The sequence below is a fragment of the Heliobacterium mobile genome, assembly GCF_009720735.1.
GTDB classification, from domain to species: domain Bacteria; phylum Bacillota; class Desulfitobacteriia; order Heliobacteriales; family Heliobacteriaceae; genus Heliobacterium; species Heliobacterium mobile.
Map to the genome: position 1 here is coordinate 44,373 of NZ_WNKU01000019.1, position 19,542 is coordinate 63,914.

The window sequence follows — 19,542 nt, forward strand, 5'->3', positions numbered from 1 at the left end:
ATTAGGGGCTTTTTGTCAAACGAAAGTCCCTATTTCCCTGCCTATATTGACAATCTTTGATTTTCGCTTGGAGGAACCGTTTTGAGTGTCAAACAAGTAAGCAGCAATACGGAAGTGGACGAACGGCTCGCCGCCTTGATGACGAATGCCAATGCCATCCGGGCTATTTCCTCAGCCGTAGAAGGCACATTAGGCCCCAAAGGCTTGGACACGATGCTCGTCGACAAATTCGGCGATGTGGTCATTACCAACGACGGTGTCACCATCCTTCAATTGATGGAAGTGAACCATCCAGCGGCGCGCATGCTGATCAAAACAGCGAAAGCGCAGCAGTCTGAAATCGGCGATGGAACAACGACGGCGACAGTGCTCGCTGGCAGCCTGATCTCGGAAGGCGTCAACCAAGTGACCAAAGGCGTCCCTGTCTCCCGGGTCATCGAGGGACTGAAAGCCGGTGTGAAGAAAGCTATCGAGATGTTTCACCGTCATGCCCGGCCGATTCAAGGGGTTCATGATCCCATGCTGGAGCGGGTCGCTTTAGTGGCAGGCCGGGAACATCAGGATATCGCTCAGTTGGTCGTAGATGCCTCCCGGTTGATCGGGGAAGAGAAGCTGAAGGAATCAGGTTATAAGCTCTCTGATTCGGTCCGTGCCCGAGAAGGCGCTGATAATCAGGTCTTGACTGGAGTCGTCGTCAACAAAAAGCCCATGAACGAGGATATGCCTAAACGGTTGGAAAATGCCTCCGTTCTAATCGTCGATGACGCCCTTGAACCCGAAGAGATGGGCGATGAAGCGCTCAGCACTGAAGCCGGCTTCAACTGGTACCGTCAAAAGCAACAAGAATTCCTGGAGAATATACGCAAAATCATCGCATTAGATATAAAAGTCCTTTTGGTCGACCGCGGTGTGGAAGATATCGCCGAAGAGATGCTCACCGACGCCGGTGTGCTGGTCATCCAGCGCGTCTCCAGTCGAGAATTGAAAAAAGCAGCCGAACATACTGGCGCCCGCGCCGTCAAACGAACCGGTTTGAAACGGGAGCCCCAAGATCTAATCCGTTATCTCGGGAAGGCAGGCAAGGTTATCGTCGACGATAAGTTGGAACATGTCTGTCTGCTTCAGGGTTCCGGAAAACCGGTAGCCACCGTCCTCGTTGGTGCGGCCACGGAAGAGGTCGTCGGCGAACGGGAACGGATCGCCAAAGACGCTGCATCGGCCGTGCAAGCTGCTGTTAAAGGCGGCCTAGTCCCCGGCGGTGGCGCCGTGGAGTTAGCAGTGGCCCGGCAGATTGAAGAGGTCCGTAGAGAGACGAAAGGCATGGCTGCCTACGGCCTGGATTGCGTCGTTGGAGCTCTGAAGAAGCCTTTCTCGCAGATCATCACCAATGCCGGCTTTAACCCTTTGGAAAAGCTGGGTGACGTGATCGCCGCCCAAATGGAGCAAGAGAGCGATAGACTTTCCATCAACTGCGATAATGGTGAAGTCTCTGATATGTGGGAACTGGGCGTCATCGACCCTGTTCTCGTCAAGGTACATGCCTTGAAAGCAGCTGGAGAGGTCGCCGAAGCGATTTTACGCATAGATACGATCATCAAAAAGCGTGAAGAACGAGCCGATGGCAAAGGAGAACATGGGGAGGGTAATTGGTGACAAAAGAAGAAAAATTGACCGTAGAAGAGCCTGTTGACACTTCTGAAAAGACGGCTGAACCTGTGGATGCAGAATCGGCTGCAGAAACTGTGCACAGCACTGCAGATTTGCATGGAGTAGCAGGTAACCCTGAGGAGAACTCGGAGGAACAACAGGCGACAGAGGCAGCAGAACAGCTGGGCAAATTCCTGGCTGAAGTCGCCAAGACGCAGGAAGAACTTGAAAAAACGAAAAAGGAATTGCAAGATGCGGAAAATCGCTATCTGCGCCTGCAAGCCGATTTCGATAACTTCAAACGACGGACCCGCCAGGAAAAAGAAGAACTAGGTACCTATGCAAATGAACAATTGATTAAAAAATTGCTCCCCGTACTGGACAACTTCCAGCGTGCCCTCGATGCGATGAGAAAAGCCGGGGCAGAAAACATCCTCTCCGGTGCGGAAATGATCCAACGTCAGTTGATCGACATCTTGGCCAAAGAAGGCCTAGAAGCGATGAGTTCCGTCGGTACGGACTTTGACCCTACTCGGCACGATGCAGTCATGTATGGCGAAGCTGACGGAGAGTTTGCTGACGGCATTGTCATGGAAGAGATGCAAAAAGGCTACCTTCTGAAGGAAAAAGTTATTCGTCCCGCTATGGTCAAAGTGGCTAAAGGTTAAAACATAAGGTATTCATGCCAATTCAAACTTAATTCGAAATGGTAATGTTTTAAATTTAACGGGAGGTATCATCATATGAGTAAAATTATCGGTATTGACTTAGGAACGACCAACTCTTGTGTAGCCGTCATGGAAGGCGGCGAAGCCGCGGTTATCCCTAACCGGGAAGGGGCCCGTACAACTCCCTCGATCGTCGGTTTCTCCAAAACGAATGAGCGCCTCGTCGGCCAAGTCGCGAAGCGTCAAGCGATCACCAACCCCGATCGGACGATCATCTCCATCAAGCGCCACATGGGTACCGATCACAAAGTGAAAATTGATGATAAAGATTATACACCCCAACAAATTTCAGCGATTATCTTACAACGCTTGAAGGCGGACGCAGAAGCTTATCTCGGTGAAACGGTGACTAAAGCGGTCATCACCGTTCCGGCCTATTTCACTGATTCCCAGCGGCAAGCGACGAAAGATGCAGGCACCATCGCCGGTCTTGAAGTCATGCGCATCATCAACGAGCCGACGGCGGCGGCGCTGGCTTATGGTGCAGACAAGGAAGAAGACCAAACAATCCTCGTCTATGATCTCGGCGGCGGCACATTTGACGTATCCATCTTGGAACTGGGCGACGGAATTTTCGAAGTCAAGTCAACCTCCGGCAACAACCGTCTCGGCGGTGACGATTTTGACCAGCGCGTCATCGACTGGATGGTAGCAGAGTTCAAAAAAGAAACCGGTGTCGATCTGCGCGGCGACAAGATGGCTGTGCAGCGTTTAAAAGAAGCTGCCGAAAAAGCGAAGATCGAACTGTCTGGAGTCATGTCCACCAATATCAACCTGCCCTTCATCACAGCTACGGCGGATGGTCCACAGCACTTGGATATGACCTTAAGCCGGGCTAAATTTGACGAAATGACGGCTGACCTGGTCGAAATGACTATGGGCCCGACCCGACAAGCCTTGGCTGACGCTAAAATGGAGCCTAAAGACATCGACAAGGTCATCCTGGTCGGCGGTTCCACCCGGATTCCTGCCGTTCAAGAAGCGATTCGTAGATACCTGGGCAAAGAACCTTTCAAAGGCATCAACCCTGACGAAGTCGTCGCGATGGGTGCCGCTATTCAAGCGGGCGTACTCGGTGGGGAAGTGAAGGGGATCGTTCTTGCTGACGTGACCCCATTGTCTTTAGGCTTGGAGACCTTAGGCGGCATTTGCACCATCTTGATCCCGCGGAACACCACCATTCCCACCTCGAAAAGCGAAATCTTCACCACCGCTGCTGACAACCAGACTTCCGTGGAGGTTCACGTCCTGCAAGGTGAGCGGAAAGTGGCTGCCCAAAATAAAACGCTTGGCCGATTTAACCTCGGCGGCATCGCACCGGCGCCTCGGGGCATCCCGCAAATCGAAGTGAAATTCGATATCGACGCCAACGGTATTGTTCACGTCAGCGCCAAAGACAAGGCGACTGGCAACGAACAAAAGATCACCATCACCGCCTCGACCGGGTTGTCCAAGGATGAAATTGACCAAATGGTCAAAGACGCGGAACTGCATGCCGAAGAGGACCGAAAGCGTCAAGAAGAGGTAGAGATTCGCAACCAAGCAGACGCCATGGTCTACCAGGCTGAGAAAACCTTAAAAGACTTTGGCGACAAAGTCGAAGCGGCTGACCAAGAAAAAATCAACGCTGCTAAAGAGGAACTGAAAAAGGCCCTTGAAGGCAACGACAGCGAAGCGATAAAACAAAAAACAGAAGCCTTGACGACAGCTGTGTATGAAGTATCCACCAAAATGTATCAGCAAGCAGGAGCTCCCGGAGCGGCCAATGACGCCGGTGCACCTGGTGCTGGCGGTTTTGGCGGAGAAGCGAAAAAAGATGACAATGTGGTCGACGCCGACTATACTGTCATTGATGACGAGAAAAAGAAATCCTAATTGGTCGACGGGGGGCTTAGCCCCCCTGTCAATGCTTTTACCGGGGGGAGGGGACAAGTATGAGCAAACGGGATTACTATGAGGTATTGGGAGTCAGCCGTGAGGCCGGGGAACAGGAGATCAAAAAGGCTTATCGCAAGCTCCTGAAAGAATATCATCCTGACGTCCACCCGGATAAAAAACTTGCAGAAGAGAAGATCAAAGAAATCAACGAAGCTTATGAGGTTCTCTCTGATCCGGATAAGCGGGCCCAGTATGATCAATTCGGCCATGCTGGTCCCGGCGCCGGCGGATTTGACTTTGGTGGAGCCGACTTTGGCGGTGGATTCGGAGACATTTTTGACATGTTCTTCGGTGGCGGAATGGGCGGTGGACAGCGCAGGGGTCCTCAAAAAGGTGCCGATCTGCGTTTCAACATGTCCCTTTCCTTTGAAGAAGCCGCTTTCGGTGTGGAAAAGGAAGTGGAAATTCCACGGATGGAAGCCTGTGATGTCTGTGGCGGCAGCGGTGCCGAACCGGGTACGACGGCACAGACGTGTCCCACCTGTCACGGATCAGGCCGAGTCGCTACCGTCTCTAAGACGTTCATTGGAAATGTGCAGACCGTTCGCCCCTGCGGCACTTGCGGCGGCGAAGGCAAGATCATCAACAAGCCTTGCCGTCATTGCGGCGGTCAAGGGAAAGTTCGCAAACACCGCAAGATCAAGGTGAACGTCCCTGGCGGCGTTGACTCAGGAACCCGTATTCGGGTACCTGCCGAAGGGGAAGCGGGAGAACGGGGAGGCCCACCGGGCGATCTCTACGTATTTGTCGAGGTTCGTCCCCATTCCTTCTTTGATCGTGACGGCGATGACGTGACCTGCCAAGTCCCTGTCAACTTTGTCCAAGCGGCCCTGGGAACGGAAATCGAAGTCCCCACCTTGGATGGCAAGGTGCTCGTCAAAGTTCCCGAAGGGACCCAATCGGGTACGGTCATCCGGATTCGCGGCAAAGGCATCAAGCGGCTTCGAGGAACCGGTCGGGGAGATCAACGGATCGAGATCAAGGTTTCTGTACCGACCAAGTTATCAGACAAGCAAAAAGAACTTCTCCGGGAGTTCGGCAAAACGCTGAGCCTGGACAATATATCAAATGAAAAAGAAAAATCATTTTTTGACAAGGTGAAGGATGCCTTCATGTGAAGGCCGTTCTGAAACAGCGGGGAAGGGTGTGTCACCGTTGAAATGGCGTGAAATCGCCATCACCACCCGGCAAGAAAATGCCGATGCGATGGCAGAAATATTCGAAACCGTCGGAGCGATGGGGATGGTAATCGAAGATCCTCAACTGATCGCGGATTATATCGACAGCAATGTATGGGACCATCACAACGTGGAAATCCCCGACGTTCCCAAAGGCATGATTCGACTCAAAGTTTATTTGCCTGTCGATGAACGTATCGAAGAGCGCCTCAACCTGCTGCAAGAAGAATTGTCGGCCTGGGAAAGATCCCAGGATGGTTCGTCTGCCCATGCATGGACAATGAACGATATCCTAGAAGAAGACTGGGCCCATGCCTGGAAGGCTTTTTTCAAGCCGGAGAAGGTGGGGCGGCAGATCGTCATTCGTCCTTCTTGGGAACCGTATGATGCCTCTGCCGATGATCTGATCATATCCATCGATCCGGGTATGGCTTTCGGTACGGGGACACACCCGACAACAGTGATGTGCATTCGAGCCTTAGAAGATTACATTTTTCCAGGCTCTCAAGTGATCGATGTGGGTACCGGTTCCGGTGTGCTGTCGATCGCCTCTGCTTTGCTGGGCGCTGGTCGCGTCTTAGCCTTAGATAACGACTTGGTGGCGGTCAATTCGGCCCGAGAGAATATAGAACTGAATCACGTCGATTCGGTCGTAGAGGTGCGCCAAAACGACCTGTTGGCAGGCATCCAAGAACCGGTAGATATCTTAGTTGCCAACATTGTAGCCGATGTGATTATTCGACTTTCTCCCCAGGCTGCAGAACTGCTGGAATCGGGAAAATTAATGCTCGCGTCAGGCATCATCCAGAACCGTTTAGATGACGTGGTCGATGCGCTTACAGCAAACGGTTTTGTCATTGAAGAATTGATTAGTCATGGAGAATGGGCGGCTGTGGTCGCCCGCAAAGAATAGTTCATGCACCGCTTTATTTTCGATCCCGCCCAAAAGTTTGGTGATCAGGCCTGGCTCGATGGGGAAGAGAGCAATCATCTCACCCGGATCCTTCGGTTAAAAACCGGCGATGAGGCTATCCTTTTTGATGGTCAAGGAAACGAGTATACCGCTCGTGTCGCTGAAATGACCAAAGATAAGGTGCTCATGACAGGTCTGCAATCCACGGGAGAGACTCGAGAATCGCCTCTGCAGGTCTGTCTCGTTCAATCGGTAGCCAAAGGCGAAAAAATGGATTGGATCGTTCAGAAGGCCACCGAACTCGGTGTGAGCCGTATTCTACCAGTGCTGACAGAGCGGACGATTGTCAAGCTGGATTCAGGGAAGGCCATCGAACGCAGGGACAGATGGCAAAAGATCGCTCGTGAAGCGGCAAAGCAATGTCGGCGAACGATCATTCCAGAGGTCATTGTCCCCATATTCTGGAGAGATCTGCTGGCTCAATGGGACCGTTCTCAACCGCTGCTGATCCCGTGGGAACAGTTAAAAGGCATCGATTTGAAGACGGCTTTGCGCCGCCTGAATTCATCGGCTTTACAGGGATCTGGCTGCCTCGGACTCGTTATCGGCCCCGAAGGAGGACTGACAGAGGAAGAAGTGGACAGGGCTGAAACGATTGGCGCCCTGCCGGTCAGCCTTGGTCCCCGAATTTTACGAACGGAAACGGCCGGTCTTGCTGCTTTGGCCGCGATCATGTACGAACTGGGGGATTGGGGATGACCGGAAAACAGCCCACCGCTGCCTTCTATACGTTGGGTTGTAAAGTCAACCAAGGCGAAACCGATTCGATCGCGGGTATGTTCAAAGCACGCGGTTACCAACGGGTCGACTTTGATGAGCCGGCCGATGTGTACGTCATCAACACCTGCACGGTGACCCACCTCAGCGACCGAAAGTCCCGTCAAACGATCCGGCGGGCTTTGCGCTTAAATCCGGACGCCGTCGTCGCTGTGACAGGCTGTTACGCACAGACTTCCCCCGATGAAGTCCGGGCCATCGAAGGCGTCGACGTGATTGTGGGAACGGATCAGCGCAGCCGAATCGTGGAACTCGTGGAAGAGCACAGGGTCGCTGGGAAAGCCGTTGATCAGGTCGGCGATATCCGCGCCGTTCAGGTCTTTGAAGAACTGCCTGCCGTCGCTGAGATATCCCGGGCAAGGGCTTCCATCAAGATCGAAGATGGATGCAACCTTTTTTGCACATACTGCATCATTCCCTATGCCCGAGGACCGGTACGAAGCCGCCCTGTGGAGAGTGTGATCCGGGAAGCCCGTCGGTTAGTTTCGGAGGGTTATCAGGAAATTGTCTTGACAGGGATTCATTTGGGTGCTTATGGTGCCGATTTGAATAGGGAGCTTGCCGATCTGCTGGAACAACTTATCCAAGAGGTGCCTGAATTACCGCGACTGCATGTGGGTTCGGTAGAACCGCAAGAGTTCACCGAAGACCTGTTACGGATCATCCAGCAACCTAAAGTGAACCCTCATTTTCATATCCCCTTACAGTCCGGTTCCGACTCAGTCCTGGAACGAATGGGAAGGCGCTACCGGCGGCAGGATTTTATGGATGTCGTCGCGAAGATACGTTCATTAATCCCCGATGCGGCGATCACTTCTGATGTCATCGTCGGCTTTCCTGGTGAGACGGAAGCCGATTATTTGCTGACAGAGGAAACGTGCAAAGCGACTGCTTTGGCAGGCTTGCATGTATTCCCCTTTTCTCCGCGCAAGGGTACGCCGGCCGCATCTTTTACGGATCAACTGCCCGCCTCGGTGAAGCAGGACCGGGTGAAACGTTTGATGGCGGTTGCCCAAGAACTTTCGCGGGCTTACGCAGAGACATTTGTCGGTAAAACTATAACGGTCCTCCTTGAGGAAAAGTCGGGGGAATACTGGTCGGGACATACGAACAATTACTTGAAAGTGCTCATCCCGTTCCAGACGGGTGAACACAAAGCTTTAAGCTCCCTCGACGATGCTGACGCAAGGGATCAACTTGTTCCCGTCCGGTTGGAGAGACTTCTTCCGGACAACACCCTTCTCGGACAACCGCTGGAATCTCAGCAAAGGGGGTGAACTTGAATTGAGCGATTGTATTTTTTGTAAAATCGTTCGCAAGGAAATTCCCGCCCAGATCGTTTATGAAGACGATGTCGTTGTAGCCTTTAAAGACATCAATCCGGCAGCGCCTACCCATATTCTGATTATACCCCGGGAACACATTTCTTCGATCGCAGCAGCTGAAGCCAGCCATCAAGCGATTTTGGGACAGCTTTTGCTGGCCTCCCAAAAAGTCACTGCAGCCCTAGGGATAGAGCCAGATAAGCATCGCCTGGTGATCAACACCGGCGCTGATGCGGGTCAAACTGTATTCCATCTACACGTCCACTTACTTGCAGGTCGAAACCTGGGTTGGCCTCCCGGATAAAATGGTATAATAACTACTGTTGACGCTTTCGCCCCCTGGAAGTATAATGTAGACTGTGTGTATCTTGTTTCAATCACACAAACGTTCACCGCACCGAGCATAGCCTGGACCCGGCATCATAGATACCAGCGGGGGGAGGGAAGCGGAATGAGCGAAGTACGAGTAGGTAAAAATGAGAGTTTAGATAGCGCCTTGCGGCGTTTTAAACGCTCCTGCCAAAAAGCGGGCGTATTGTCCGAATATCGCAAACGGGAACACTATGTCAAGCCTAGTGTGAAGCGCAAGAAAAAATCAGAGGCAGCCCGGAAACGGAAGACCACCTAAAGAAAGGTGAATCATCTATCCATGTCCCTAAAGGAACGTTTGATGGAGGACATGAAGCAGGCGATGAAGGATAAGGAGGCCGGAAAGTTTCGGCTCTCCGTGATTCGCATGGCTAGGTCCGCCATTCAGAAAGCGGAGATCGATAAACGGCGTGATTTGACCGACGAAGAACTCTTAGAGGTCTTAGCTCGGGAAGTCAAACAGCGCCGCGACTCCATGGTCGAGTACGAAAAAGCGGGGCGAACCGATGCGATTGACGCCCTGAAACAGGAGATCGACATCCTGACCGCCTATCTTCCCCAGCAACTTTCCGAAGAAGAGGTCCGCGCTTTGGTGCGAGAGGCTATGGCGGTGACCGGAGCCCAAGGTCCTCGGGATATCGGCAAGGTCATGGGGGTTCTGATGCCCAAAGTCAAAGGCCGTGCCGATGGCAAGCTGGTTAATCAGATTGTCAAGGAATCCCTTGGCTAGTTTGTATACTCCTGAAAATAGGTTTGAGAGAACCCTCGTCGAGATAGGCTCGACGAGGGTTCTTTTCGTTTGTCGGCGGCATGTTAAGCCGCCTTTTTGCATATCTATGGACAGGAGTCCGGGAAGGGGGCTATTGTCCTTGGCTTGGGAACGTGGTAAACAGAGGCTTCAAAAAGCGTTGGCCGGCCTCTTGGAAATGCCGAAAGATGTGCTGATGGACTATCCCAAAGTCACCATGATCGGCAATGTGCAATTAGTCTTAGAGAATCACCGCGGTATTGTCGAGTATACGGAAGAGCGCATCCGGGTTTTAGTCACGGGTGGCCAATTGGAGATATTCGGGGAGAAACTGGTCTTGCGAACAATCCTTCCAGAAGAATTGATGGTGGAAGGGCGGATTCACCAGGTTCATTTCCCGAAGTAGCACTTCAGGAGGGAAAAAGATGCTGCGCAACTGGTGGACCTTTTGGTTCGGTTTCTTACGCATCAACATCGAAGGAACTCAGTTAGAGAAATTTATCAATCTGGCTGCAAGCAGAGGGATCCCCTTATACGACTTACGCAGAACACCGTCAGGCCGGATGACGGCGCGAGTTCGTCTGGACGGCTTTCGCCTACTCCGGCATGTAGCTCGGAAAACAAACAGCCGGGTCCGCATCGAGGGGCGTTCCGGCTTTCCTTTTTTCCTTACCCGGGTAAAACGGCGCAAGGCTTTGGTCATGGGCGCCTTCACGTTCGTTTTAGCCATATATATGATGTCGACATTTATCTGGGATGTGGACGTAGTCGGCAATGAGCGCCTGGACAAGCCGACGATTTTACAAGCCGCTTACAATTCCGGTGTTCGTCCAGGCCGGTGGCTTCCCATGGTCAATGTTCGGGAGGCGGAACGAAGGATCATTGCAGAAATTCCAGGACTGGAATGGGTGGGGATTCGAGATCAGGGGACACGACTCATCATCGAAGTGCAGGAAAAGGTCCTGCCGAATCGACCGCCTGTGGCTGGTCCGAGCCACATCGTCGCCGCTAAAGACGGTGTGATTCAACGGATGATCGTTCTCGTCGGCGAGGGAAAAGTAGCCGAAGGAACGCGAGTGACTAAGGGGCAAGTGTTGATTTCCGGGTTGATTTACGCACCCCCAAAAGAGCAAGAACCCCAAAAGACAGCAGAGGACAAGCCGGCTCCGTTAAAAGTGCACGAAAAACTTCAAGCCAAGGGCGAAGCCTGGGCACGGGTTTGGTACGAGCAAACTTTAGAGGAACCGACACAATTGGAGGGGACAATCCCAACTGGAGAAACATCCGGTCAATGGAGAATAAAATGGGGAAATCAGGAAATCATCATAAAAGGACCTTCTTCGAGTCCTTTCGCAAACAGTAATGAAGAGGTTTATACAAGAACACCTTCTTTATGGAGGAATCTCCAAATACCTGTCGAATTAATTAAAACGGAATATCATGAGTTGCGCCCCTATCGCCAAAATCGTACTCCGCAAGAAGCGATTACAGCGGCCCAGGACAAGGCACGGCAAGCGCTTATGGGACAGTTGCCTCAAGGTGCAAAGGTTTTGCGCGAGATGGTCCTACCCCAGCCTTCGTCTCCAGACAAGGTGAAAGTAAAGGTGTCTATCGAAGCATTAGAGAACATCGCTTTGCCGCAAGCCATCGACGCTGTAGAACAAGGAACGTAATGAATAGGTGAGCGTAAGTCACAATAGGAGGTTGGACGATACTGTCGGCATCCGACCGTGAGGTCCGAATCAATTTAGAAGACAATTGGGACGCCGTACGGCTTTTTGGACATCGTGATGAGAACTTACGGCTGATTGAACGGTTGAGTGGAGTCCGGATCGTAGCCCGTGGCGGCGAAGTGATCATCACCGGAGAACCGGCCAATGTGGACCGTTCAGCCCGACTTTTTCAGCAGTTAGTCGCCATGGTTAAGTCTGGGCAGTCCATCGGCGTCGGAGAGATCGAATACGCCTATGCCTTCACCGGTGAAGAAGACCGCTCCCTTCTAGCCGACTCGCTTTCGGAAGTGATCTTCACGACTGTCCGGGGAAAACAGATCAAAGCCAAAACATTAGGCCAACGGAAGTACTTACAGTCGATCCGTCAAAATCAAGTTATCTTTGGCGTGGGACCTGCCGGCACAGGCAAGACGTACCTTGCCGTCGTCATGGCTGTTTTAGCCCTAAAGAACAAAGAGGTTAACCGGATCATCTTGACCCGGCCCGCTGTGGAGGCTGGAGAGAAACTCGGTTTCCTGCCGGGCGATTTGCAAGAGAAAGTAGATCCTTACCTGCGTCCGCTCTATGACGGCCTTTTCGATACGATGGGAGCCGAACCAACTCAAAAATTTATAGAACGAGGGATCATCGAGATTGCTCCTCTCGCCTATATGCGTGGCCGTACCTTGGATGATTCTTTCATCATTCTCGATGAAGCCCAGAATACGACGCCTGAACAGATGAAGATGTTTTTAACCCGTCTTGGCTTTGGTTCTAAAGCTGTCATTACGGGAGATATTACGCAGGTGGATCTGCCCCGGGGTTCGAACTCGGGGCTAATCACCATTCAAAAGATCCTGCAAGGTATTGAAGGAATCAGTTTTCATTTCTTCACCACCGGGGATGTCGTGCGCAACCCCTTGGTCGGCCGTATCATCCGTGCTTATGAAGAATTTGAAGGCCGAGGTGGACAGGGAAACAAATGAGGTGACATGGATTGGCGTATAGCCAGATAACAGCTCTGTTGACGCTCGCCGTAAAAAAAGCCTGGCAATATAGCTTAACTCGCCGTGTCATCTTCGGCCTGGTCTTTTTTTTGACTATTACTACGATTTTATCCTATCCCTACCTGTCTCCATCAGAGACTTTAGAGGCGGGAGAGGTATCCTCCAAGGATATCACATCGCCTATGACCAAAGATGTCGTCGACGAAGAAAGAACCCGCATTGCCAGGGACCAGAAGGTCAACGCCACGCCTCCTGTCTATACTCACGATCCGAATGTAGCCAGTCGGGTGAAAAACGAGATTGAGCAAGATTTTAACGCGGTTGTAGCGTATCAAAAGGCTCGTCCAACGAATGAAGGCGGGACAATCAACGGCAATGGGACCGACGAAAAGTTGGATGCCTTGAAGAATCGGTTGACGGTGACTATACCGGACGCTCTTCTGCAAAGACTCGTCGCTATGCGTCCTGAGTCATTGGCCTTTATTCAAAAGGAAACGGAAAATTTGGTTATTGCTATGTTGAATATGCCTGGACTGACGGAGGCCTTGGCAGAACCTTCCGATGCCGCTGCAGCGGTGCAAGGATCCACTCGTGTCTTACCCTACAGCATGGCGGAAGCTCGTTCGAACGTGCAAGAGCGGATCAACAGTTCCTCCTTTTCGAAAGATGCGAAAGATACCCTGCAGGTCATCGTGCCGCTATTTCTGCGTCCCAACGCCACCTACGACGAGGATGCGACCAAGCGGTTACGGAACGAGGTCAGACAGAGCGTAGCTCCCTATACAATCCCCGTTCGCAAAGGAGAGATCATCATCCGCAACGGGGAAGTGGTGACGGAAGAACATATTCGGATTTTATCCCAACTGGATATGCTCCGAACTGGCGAAAGCTGGATGAAAACGGGCGGGATGGCACTGCTAGTCCTGTTGAATATATTTATCGTCATCTGGTACCTGCGTACATACCGCCGGGACCTATACAAGGACGAGCGTTTACTCGGCCTTTTGGGGTTAATGGCCACCATGACGCTGCTGACGGCCCGGATCATCACCAGTATTCGCCTCCATGACCAGCAAGACATCTATAATCAACTCTTGTATGTGATTCCCGTCGCCACGGGTCCCATGCTGCTGGCGATCCTCTTGGAAAGCCGAGTGGCTGTGTTCATGTCATTCGTGCTTAGCGGTTTTATCGGTATCATCGCTGACTACTCCATTCCCCATGCCATCGTCGCTTGGATAGGATCTATCGTCGGCGTATACAGCGTATCCCGCTTCAGTCAGCGCATGGATTTTGCCCGTGCCGGTTTTACCATTGCGGCTGCCAACATGGTCGCTATCTTCGCCATGGGCCTGGCGACAGGGGTCAAATTGCGCGTCCTGGCCACCTATGGAGTGCCGATGGGTGTAATCAACGGTATTTTGTCGGCCGTCTTCATGATCGGGTCGTTACCATACTTAGAATCTGCTTTTAAGCTGACTACCTCTGTGAAGCTCTTAGAGCTGGCGAACCCGAACCGCCCTTTGCTGCGGCGCCTCTTGATGGAAGCGCCGGGAACATACCATCATAGCTTGCTGGTCGGAAATTTAGGTGAAGCGGCCGCAGAGGCTATCGGTGCAGACACGCTGCTCGTCCGGGTAGGCGCCTATTATCATGACATCGGCAAAGTGCGCCGGCCAGCCTTTTTCATTGAAAACCAGTCCCAGGGGCAGAACCCTCATGATAAGATAGCACCCACTTTAAGTACGTTGATCATCACATCCCATGTCAAAGACGGCGTGGAGATGTGCCGTGAAGCAGGATTACCTCCGCAAGTCGTCGATTTAGTCGAACAGCATCACGGTGTAACCCTCGTATCTTATTTCTATCACCGAGCCTTGGAAGCGGATCGCACCGAATCGGTTCAGGAAAAGGATTTCCGCTATGAAGGACCGAAACCGCAGACGAAAGAAGCTGCCCTGGTGATGCTGGCCGATACGGTGGAGGCGGCTGTCCGCTCTCTTCCTCAACCGACACCCGGTAAAATCGAAGGGCTGGTTCGCAAACTCATCAAAGAAAAACTGAACGACGGCCAGTTGGAAGAGTCTGATTTGACCTTCAAAGACCTGGATCGGGTGGCGCAAGCTTTTTGCCGGGTCTTGAACGGAATCTATCATACACGAATTGAGTATCCTGAAGGCATGACGAAGGAATTGGAAGGAAGGAAGAATCGAAGTGGAACTGTATATAGTGGATGAACGAGATGAGGTATCCTTAACTCCTGATGAGGAAGAGACATGGCAGCTTCTCTTTGAGCAATTGGCCCTTCTATGTCTGGAGGAAGCCAACCATCCCGTCGAAGATACGGAAATCAGCCTGGTTCTCACCGATGACGAAAAAATCCGCACGATGAACCTGCAATATCGCAATATCGATGCACCGACCGATGTGCTCTCCTTTGCCATGGAGGAGCAGACCGATGATGAGCCCGAATTTGAAGATCCCTCGGCCGGTCAAATCCTCGGTGATATCATCATCTCTGTGGAAACGGCGGAACGGCAGGCCAAAGAATACGGACACTCGCTGGAACGGGAAATGGGTTTTCTCTTTGTCCATGGTATGTTCCACCTGCTCGGTTATGATCATCAAGAAGAGGAAGATACTCGCGCCATGCGGGCTGTTGAAGAAAAAGTGCTACAGAATCAAGGACTCCTGCGAGGCTAACCTAAAGGATGAACTGGGCAACATTTTTTCGCTCCTTCGTCTATGCGGCCCGTGGAATCAGCTGGGTCGTCCAAACCCAGCAGAATATGCGTGTTCATGTCGCTGCCGCTGTGACGACCATGGCTATGGCCGCTTGGTTTCGATTAGGCGGTTGGGAACTGGCTTGGGTTGTCACAGCGGTTTTTCTGGTTCTTTCTGCAGAGGCTTTTAACTCCGCCATCGAAGCGGCAATCGATCGAATCGGACCGGAGCGGCATCCCCTTGCTGGTGCCGCCAAGGATGCCGCTGCAGGTGCCGTCCTCATCCTGGCGATTCACGCCATCATCGCCGGTATCGTCGTCTTTGGGCCAAGAATCCTGCAGCAGTGGAAGGGAAGTGGCTTATGACCGGTCATCAGGAAGGCTTGTCCACCATCTCAGAAGCGGTTTTGTCAGAACTGATTGCGCAAGCTCGAAAGGCTCGAGATAAAGCTTATGCACCCTATTCCCGGTTCCGTGTCGGTGCGGCCCTGCTCGGGGAAGATGGCAAGATTTATAGCGGCTGCAATGTTGAAAACAGTTCTTTCGGTTTGACCAATTGTGCCGAACGAACGGCTATATTTAAGGCCGTATCGGAAGGTTGTCAACAATTTCGGCTCTTGGTGCTGACTTCGGACGCAAAGGAGCCTGTAACCCCTTGTGGCGCTTGCCGCCAAGTGATGGCCGAATTTGCTCCCCAGATGAACGTCATCATGATCGACAACGAAGATCGCCGTCAGGTCTTGTCTGTAAACCAGTTGCTTCCCGGAATGTTTACGTTAACGCAATAATCATCTTGTTGAGGTGACCTTATTTGGCAGAAAAATTCCGCGTTCTCCGGCGGTACAAGCGAGATAAAGTGAATCGTGAAAAATCGCCGAAATTCCCAAACGAAGAGGTACGTACCATACCTTCCGTGACCGAAAAAAAGAACCTCCGTTCCGGATTTATCAGCATCATCGGACGGCCGAACGTCGGTAAGTCGACCTTGATGAATCAGTTGATCGGCCAAAAAGTGGCGATCATGTCGGATAAACCTCAGACGACACGCAACCGAATCGTCGGGGTGCTCAATGACCCCCGCGGTCAGGCTGTTTTTCTCGATACACCAGGTATTCATAAACCGAAACATAAACTCGGCGAAATCATGGTCACGACGGCCCGGAAGACCTTAAACGAGGTCGATCTGATCTTATACGTTGTGGACGTGACCGAAGAGCCTGGCGGAGGGGAGCAGTTCATCAGCAATCTGCTCAAAGAAGTCAAAACACCGATCTTCTTGGTTGTAAACAAACTGGACGCTATCACCCGGGAAGAAGGCCTAAAACGGATTGCCCAATATTCGCAGCTCGTCTCCTGGCAGGAAGTTATCCCGGTATCGGCGAAGGAAAAGACGAACTTAGATACCTTAAGAGATCTGATCTTCGGACGACTGGAAGAAGGACCGCTCTATTATCCGGCTGACGCTGTCACCGACCAACCGGAAAGACAACTGATGGCTGAACTGGTCCGGGAGAAGGTTCTCCTGGCGACTCGGGAAGAGATTCCCCATTCGGTGGCTGTCGTGATCGAATACTTGCAGGACACGCCTCGGGGCGGCTTAGTCGTTCACGCTACGATCTATACAGAACGTGATTCTCAAAAGGGGATTTTGATCGGAAAAGGCGGTTCATTGCTCAAGCAGGTGGGCCAACAAGCCCGCCAAGAAATCGAAGCACTTCTCGGTACGTCGATCTATCTAGAACTCTGGGTCAAGGTGAAAAAAGACTGGCGCCATCGCCCTGATGTTCTCCGATCCTTTGGATTCGACGACCGAAAAGACTAAAGGGGGGCTGGAAGATGTCCAGCCAATGGACGAAAGATCAAGTGGCCCGTACTATCGATCATACGTTACTAAAACCGGATGCGGTGGAAGCGGAAATCGTCTCGCTTTGTCGGGAGGCGGTGGCAAACCGTTTTGCCGCTGTATGTGTGAACCCTATCTGGGTACCAACTTGTGCGAAACATTTAAAAAATGAGTCCGTCAAGGTGGCGACGGTGATCGGTTTTCCCCTCGGTGCAAACTGTACGGAAATCAAAGCGAAAGAAGCCCAAGCTGCCCTGCAGGCAGGCGCGGCCGAACTGGATATGGTGTTGAATGTGGGCTGGGCAAAACAGGGCCATTGGGATAAAGTACAAGAGGATATCGCTACGGTTGTCGAAGAAGCGCGGCAATATCCCGGGGCTGTCGTTAAGGTGATCCTGGAGACGGCCTTCCTTTCCGACGATGAAATCGTGGAAGCTTGTCACCGCTCCGTCCAAGCCGGTGCCGAATTCGTCAAGACCTCAACTGGTTTCGGACCGGCAGGCGCCACTGTGGAACATGTGGCTTTGATGGGTAAGGCTGTTGGAGAGCGGGCTAAGGTTAAAGCTTCTGGGGGCATCCGAACAGCGGAAAAGGCAGCGCAAATGCTCTCTGCCGGTGCCGATCGGTTAGGTACAAGTGCGTCCATCGCTATTTTGAACGGATTCGCTTGATAAGCGATTTTTTGGGCCGACGGGGGCGGAAACGTTGCGTGTATATCGTACAGAAGCGTTGATCTTGAGGTGCCGTAATTACGGTGAAGCAGACCGCTTGCTCACCCTGTTGACACCGGAACGGGGCAAGGTTTCGGCTATCGCCAAAGGGGTGCGCAAGCCCAAAAGTCGACTCCGTGCAGGAACGCAGCCGCTGACTCATTGTCACTTGGTTCTCTACGAAGGCCGCAATTTGCATACGATTACACAGGCTGAAGCGCTGGAGTCTTTTGCAGGATTGCAAGGGGACATCGATCGGTTCGCCCACGCCTCCTTAATGGCCGAACTGGTCGATAAATTCAGCCCGGAACAGGGCGGTTCTGACCTCTATCCGCTGCTGCTTACCTTTTGGCATCTCCTTACTGTCTTTTCTCCGCCTATCGTAACCCGCCTTTTTGAGCTGCGATTGTTGGCTCTGCTCGGCTATTGTCCCGAGTTATATCACTGTATCGATTGCGGTGAACCGTTAGATGAGGAATCCTCCTTCGCTGAAGGGAAGCCCGTCAACTACTCGCCTTCATTAGGCGGAATCATCGGCCATTGCTGTCGCCATCGCCACCCTGATGCACTTTCCGTCGCCACCAGCACGATCGCACTTCTGCGCCATATGTTGGTGATGGATCCCCGTCATATCGAACGAATCAAAGCCGGGGAAAAGGTGATGGGTCAAGTGACCAAGATGTTGCGAGACACGATTCGCTGCCGTCATGACGGCCATGTTCGCTCCTGGAGCGTGTTGGAGGATTTATCGACGGGAAAGGCTGATTTCAGCAGGAGTAAAGAACCTTGATGCCCTGGAATCCAGAGTGGTTTCCAGGGCACGCCTTTGTTTGCAGATTTTAATACGACTGCATTTCGATTCGGGATCGTTTTATGTTAAAATGAAGTTTGTTCACTCTGGATATTTCACCAAGAGTGTGCGTAAATATGGCATTTCCGTTCAAGGAGGGTACCCTGACGTGAATTTTCAAGAGATCATCTTATCACTGAACCAGTTCTGGGGTGAACAAGGGTGTATCATTCAACAGCCCTATGATATCGAAAAAGGGGCTGGCACGATGAATCCGGCTACATTTTTGCGGGCTTTGGGACCGGAGCCCTGGAATGTGGCTTATGTGGAACCATCTCGTCGTCCTACTGACGGTCGTTATGGCGAAAACCCTAACCGTTTACAACATTATTATCAATATCAAGTCATCCTCAAGCCGTCACCGGACGACGTCTTGGAGATGTACCTGGATAGCCTGCGCCGCCTCGGCATTGATCCACTGAAGCATGACATTCGTTTTGTCGAAGATAACTGGGAATCACCAACCCTGGGCGCTTGGGGACTCGGTTGGGAAGTATGGCTCGACGGCATGGAGGTCACCCAATTCACCTACTTCCAGCAATGCGGAGGTATCGACTGTAAACCTGTCTGTGCGGAAATCACCTACGGTTTAGAACGGATTGCCACCTTCATTCAGCAAAAAGATTCTGTCTTTGATATTGAATGGGTGGACAGCATCACATATGGCGATGTTCATCACCAAGGGGAAGTGGATTACTCTCATTACAATTTCGAGTTAGCTGATGTGGAGGCGCTTTTTACCTTCTTCGACATGTATGAAAAAGAGGCTCTGCGAGTGATTGAAAAAGGCCTCGTTCAACCTGCTTATGATTATGTATTGAAGTGTTCGCACACCTTTAACCTGCTCGACGCCAGAGGTGCCATCTCGGTAACGGAACGGACGGGCTACATCGCCAGGGTCCGTAATTTGGCCCGTGTCTGTGCCCAGGGCTATGTAAAACAGCGGGAAAAACTCGGTTATCCGCTGATCAAAGATAAGGCTCTGCGAGCAAAGCTCGGTCTGGATTAATTCTA

21 protein-coding genes are annotated in these 19,542 nt (G+C 52.0%); all 21 read left to right on the forward strand.

The window, feature by feature from the left end; all coding sequences use genetic code 11:
• Nucleotides 1-81 precede the first annotated feature (81 nt).
• The 21 genes from GJ688_RS14230 (at nt 82) to glyQ (ending at nt 19,537) form a co-directional block, all read left to right on the forward strand.
• A complete protein-coding gene (locus GJ688_RS14230) occupies nt 82-1,653 on the forward strand; it encodes a TCP-1/cpn60 chaperonin family protein (RefSeq protein ID WP_155477225.1) in 1,572 nt (523 codons plus the stop codon).
• The gene (grpE, locus tag GJ688_RS14235) at nt 1,650-2,315 is read left to right on the forward strand and encodes a nucleotide exchange factor GrpE (RefSeq protein WP_207708819.1); all 666 of its coding nucleotides are present in this window, start codon (nt 1,650-1,652) and stop codon (nt 2,313-2,315) included. The genes GJ688_RS14230 and grpE overlap by 4 nt, the downstream gene beginning before the upstream one ends.
• Before the next feature lie 75 nt (nt 2,316-2,390).
• Nucleotides 2,391-4,250 (forward strand): molecular chaperone DnaK, encoded by a 1,860-nt coding sequence (gene dnaK / locus GJ688_RS14240; protein WP_155477226.1) that lies wholly within the window; start codon nt 2,391-2,393, stop codon nt 4,248-4,250.
• A gap of 59 nt (nt 4,251-4,309) precedes the next feature.
• Nucleotides 4,310-5,431: a molecular chaperone DnaJ gene (gene dnaJ, locus GJ688_RS14245; protein ID WP_155477227.1), complete on the forward strand. Its 1,122-nt coding sequence runs from the start codon at nt 4,310-4,312 to the stop codon at nt 5,429-5,431.
• Between the two features lie 37 nt (nt 5,432-5,468).
• Nucleotides 5,469-6,404: a 50S ribosomal protein L11 methyltransferase gene (gene prmA, locus GJ688_RS14250; protein ID WP_155477248.1), complete on the forward strand. Its 936-nt coding sequence runs from the start codon at nt 5,469-5,471 to the stop codon at nt 6,402-6,404.
• A 3-nt stretch (nt 6,405-6,407) separates the two neighbouring features.
• Nucleotides 6,408-7,163, forward strand: coding sequence for a 16S rRNA (uracil(1498)-N(3))-methyltransferase (locus tag GJ688_RS14255; protein ID WP_155477228.1), 756 nt, complete (start codon nt 6,408-6,410; stop codon nt 7,161-7,163).
• Entirely contained in the window at nt 7,160-8,518 is a 1,359-nt protein-coding gene (mtaB, locus tag GJ688_RS14260) for a tRNA (N(6)-L-threonylcarbamoyladenosine(37)-C(2))-methylthiotransferase MtaB (RefSeq protein ID WP_155477229.1), read from the forward strand. Before GJ688_RS14255 ends, mtaB begins: the two co-directional genes overlap by 4 nt.
• Before the next feature lie 7 nt (nt 8,519-8,525).
• The gene (locus GJ688_RS14265; RefSeq protein ID WP_155477230.1) at nt 8,526-8,870 is read left to right on the forward strand and encodes a histidine triad nucleotide-binding protein; all 345 of its coding nucleotides are present in this window, start codon (nt 8,526-8,528) and stop codon (nt 8,868-8,870) included.
• 147 nt (nt 8,871-9,017) lie between these two features.
• Nucleotides 9,018-9,194 (forward strand): 30S ribosomal protein S21, encoded by a 177-nt coding sequence (rpsU, locus tag GJ688_RS14270; protein WP_155477231.1) that lies wholly within the window; start codon nt 9,018-9,020, stop codon nt 9,192-9,194.
• Between the two features lie 21 nt (nt 9,195-9,215).
• Nucleotides 9,216-9,665, forward strand: coding sequence for a GatB/YqeY domain-containing protein (locus GJ688_RS14275; protein ID WP_155477232.1), 450 nt, complete (start codon nt 9,216-9,218; stop codon nt 9,663-9,665).
• Between the two features lie 139 nt (nt 9,666-9,804).
• Nucleotides 9,805-10,089, forward strand: coding sequence for a sporulation protein YqfC (gene yqfC, locus GJ688_RS14280; protein ID WP_155477233.1), 285 nt, complete (start codon nt 9,805-9,807; stop codon nt 10,087-10,089).
• A 19-nt stretch (nt 10,090-10,108) separates the two neighbouring features.
• A complete protein-coding gene (gene yqfD, locus GJ688_RS14285) occupies nt 10,109-11,356 on the forward strand; it encodes a sporulation protein YqfD (protein ID WP_155477234.1) in 1,248 nt (415 codons plus the stop codon).
• A gap of 41 nt (nt 11,357-11,397) precedes the next feature.
• Nucleotides 11,398-12,381, forward strand: a complete 984-nt coding sequence (locus GJ688_RS14290; RefSeq protein WP_155477235.1) for a PhoH family protein — start codon at nt 11,398-11,400, stop codon at nt 12,379-12,381.
• Between the two features lie 11 nt (nt 12,382-12,392).
• Nucleotides 12,393-14,639, forward strand: a complete 2,247-nt coding sequence (locus GJ688_RS14295; protein ID WP_155477236.1) for an HD family phosphohydrolase — start codon at nt 12,393-12,395, stop codon at nt 14,637-14,639.
• A complete protein-coding gene (gene ybeY / locus GJ688_RS14300) occupies nt 14,617-15,105 on the forward strand; it encodes an rRNA maturation RNase YbeY (RefSeq protein ID WP_170292012.1) in 489 nt (162 codons plus the stop codon). The genes GJ688_RS14295 and ybeY overlap by 23 nt, the downstream gene beginning before the upstream one ends.
• A gap of 8 nt (nt 15,106-15,113) precedes the next feature.
• Nucleotides 15,114-15,491, forward strand: coding sequence for a diacylglycerol kinase (locus tag GJ688_RS14305; RefSeq protein ID WP_155477237.1), 378 nt, complete (start codon nt 15,114-15,116; stop codon nt 15,489-15,491).
• Nucleotides 15,488-15,913, forward strand: a complete 426-nt coding sequence (gene cdd, locus GJ688_RS14310; RefSeq protein WP_155477238.1) for a cytidine deaminase — start codon at nt 15,488-15,490, stop codon at nt 15,911-15,913. The genes GJ688_RS14305 and cdd overlap by 4 nt, the downstream gene beginning before the upstream one ends.
• A gap of 116 nt (nt 15,914-16,029) precedes the next feature.
• Nucleotides 16,030-16,947, forward strand: a complete 918-nt coding sequence (gene era, locus GJ688_RS14315; RefSeq protein WP_407928958.1) for a GTPase Era — start codon at nt 16,030-16,032, stop codon at nt 16,945-16,947.
• A gap of 14 nt (nt 16,948-16,961) precedes the next feature.
• Nucleotides 16,962-17,639, forward strand: a complete 678-nt coding sequence (gene deoC / locus GJ688_RS14320; protein ID WP_155477240.1) for a deoxyribose-phosphate aldolase — start codon at nt 16,962-16,964, stop codon at nt 17,637-17,639.
• Nucleotides 17,640-17,673: 34 nt separating this feature from the next.
• On the forward strand, nt 17,674-18,468 hold the full coding sequence (gene recO / locus GJ688_RS14325; protein WP_155477241.1) for a DNA repair protein RecO: 795 nt from the start codon (nt 17,674-17,676) through the stop codon (nt 18,466-18,468).
• 169 nt (nt 18,469-18,637) lie between these two features.
• A complete protein-coding gene (gene glyQ, locus GJ688_RS14330) occupies nt 18,638-19,537 on the forward strand; it encodes a glycine--tRNA ligase subunit alpha (RefSeq protein WP_170292013.1) in 900 nt (299 codons plus the stop codon).
• Nucleotides 19,538-19,542: the final 5 nt, after the last annotated feature.

Bases quoted from the DNA above. Each gene is read 5' to 3' on its own strand.
- dnaK (WP_155477226.1), top strand. From the start codon at position 2,391: ATGAGTAAAATTATCGGTATTGACTTAGGAACGACCAACTCTTGTGTA.
- dnaJ (WP_155477227.1), top strand. From the start codon at position 4,310: ATGAGCAAACGGGATTACTATGAGGTATTGGGAGTCAGCCGTGAGGCC.
- GJ688_RS14255 (WP_155477228.1), top strand. From the start codon at position 6,408: ATGCACCGCTTTATTTTCGATCCCGCCCAAAAGTTTGGTGATCAGGCC.
- mtaB (WP_155477229.1), top strand. From the start codon at position 7,160: ATGACCGGAAAACAGCCCACCGCTGCCTTCTATACGTTGGGTTGTAAA.
- rpsU (WP_155477231.1), top strand. From the start codon at position 9,018: ATGAGCGAAGTACGAGTAGGTAAAAATGAGAGTTTAGATAGCGCCTTG.
- GJ688_RS14275 (WP_155477232.1), top strand. From the start codon at position 9,216: ATGTCCCTAAAGGAACGTTTGATGGAGGACATGAAGCAGGCGATGAAG.
- yqfD (WP_155477234.1), top strand. From the start codon at position 10,109: ATGCTGCGCAACTGGTGGACCTTTTGGTTCGGTTTCTTACGCATCAAC.
- GJ688_RS14305 (WP_155477237.1), top strand. From the start codon at position 15,114: ATGAACTGGGCAACATTTTTTCGCTCCTTCGTCTATGCGGCCCGTGGA.
- cdd (WP_155477238.1), top strand. From the start codon at position 15,488: ATGACCGGTCATCAGGAAGGCTTGTCCACCATCTCAGAAGCGGTTTTG.
- deoC (WP_155477240.1), top strand. From the start codon at position 16,962: ATGTCCAGCCAATGGACGAAAGATCAAGTGGCCCGTACTATCGATCAT.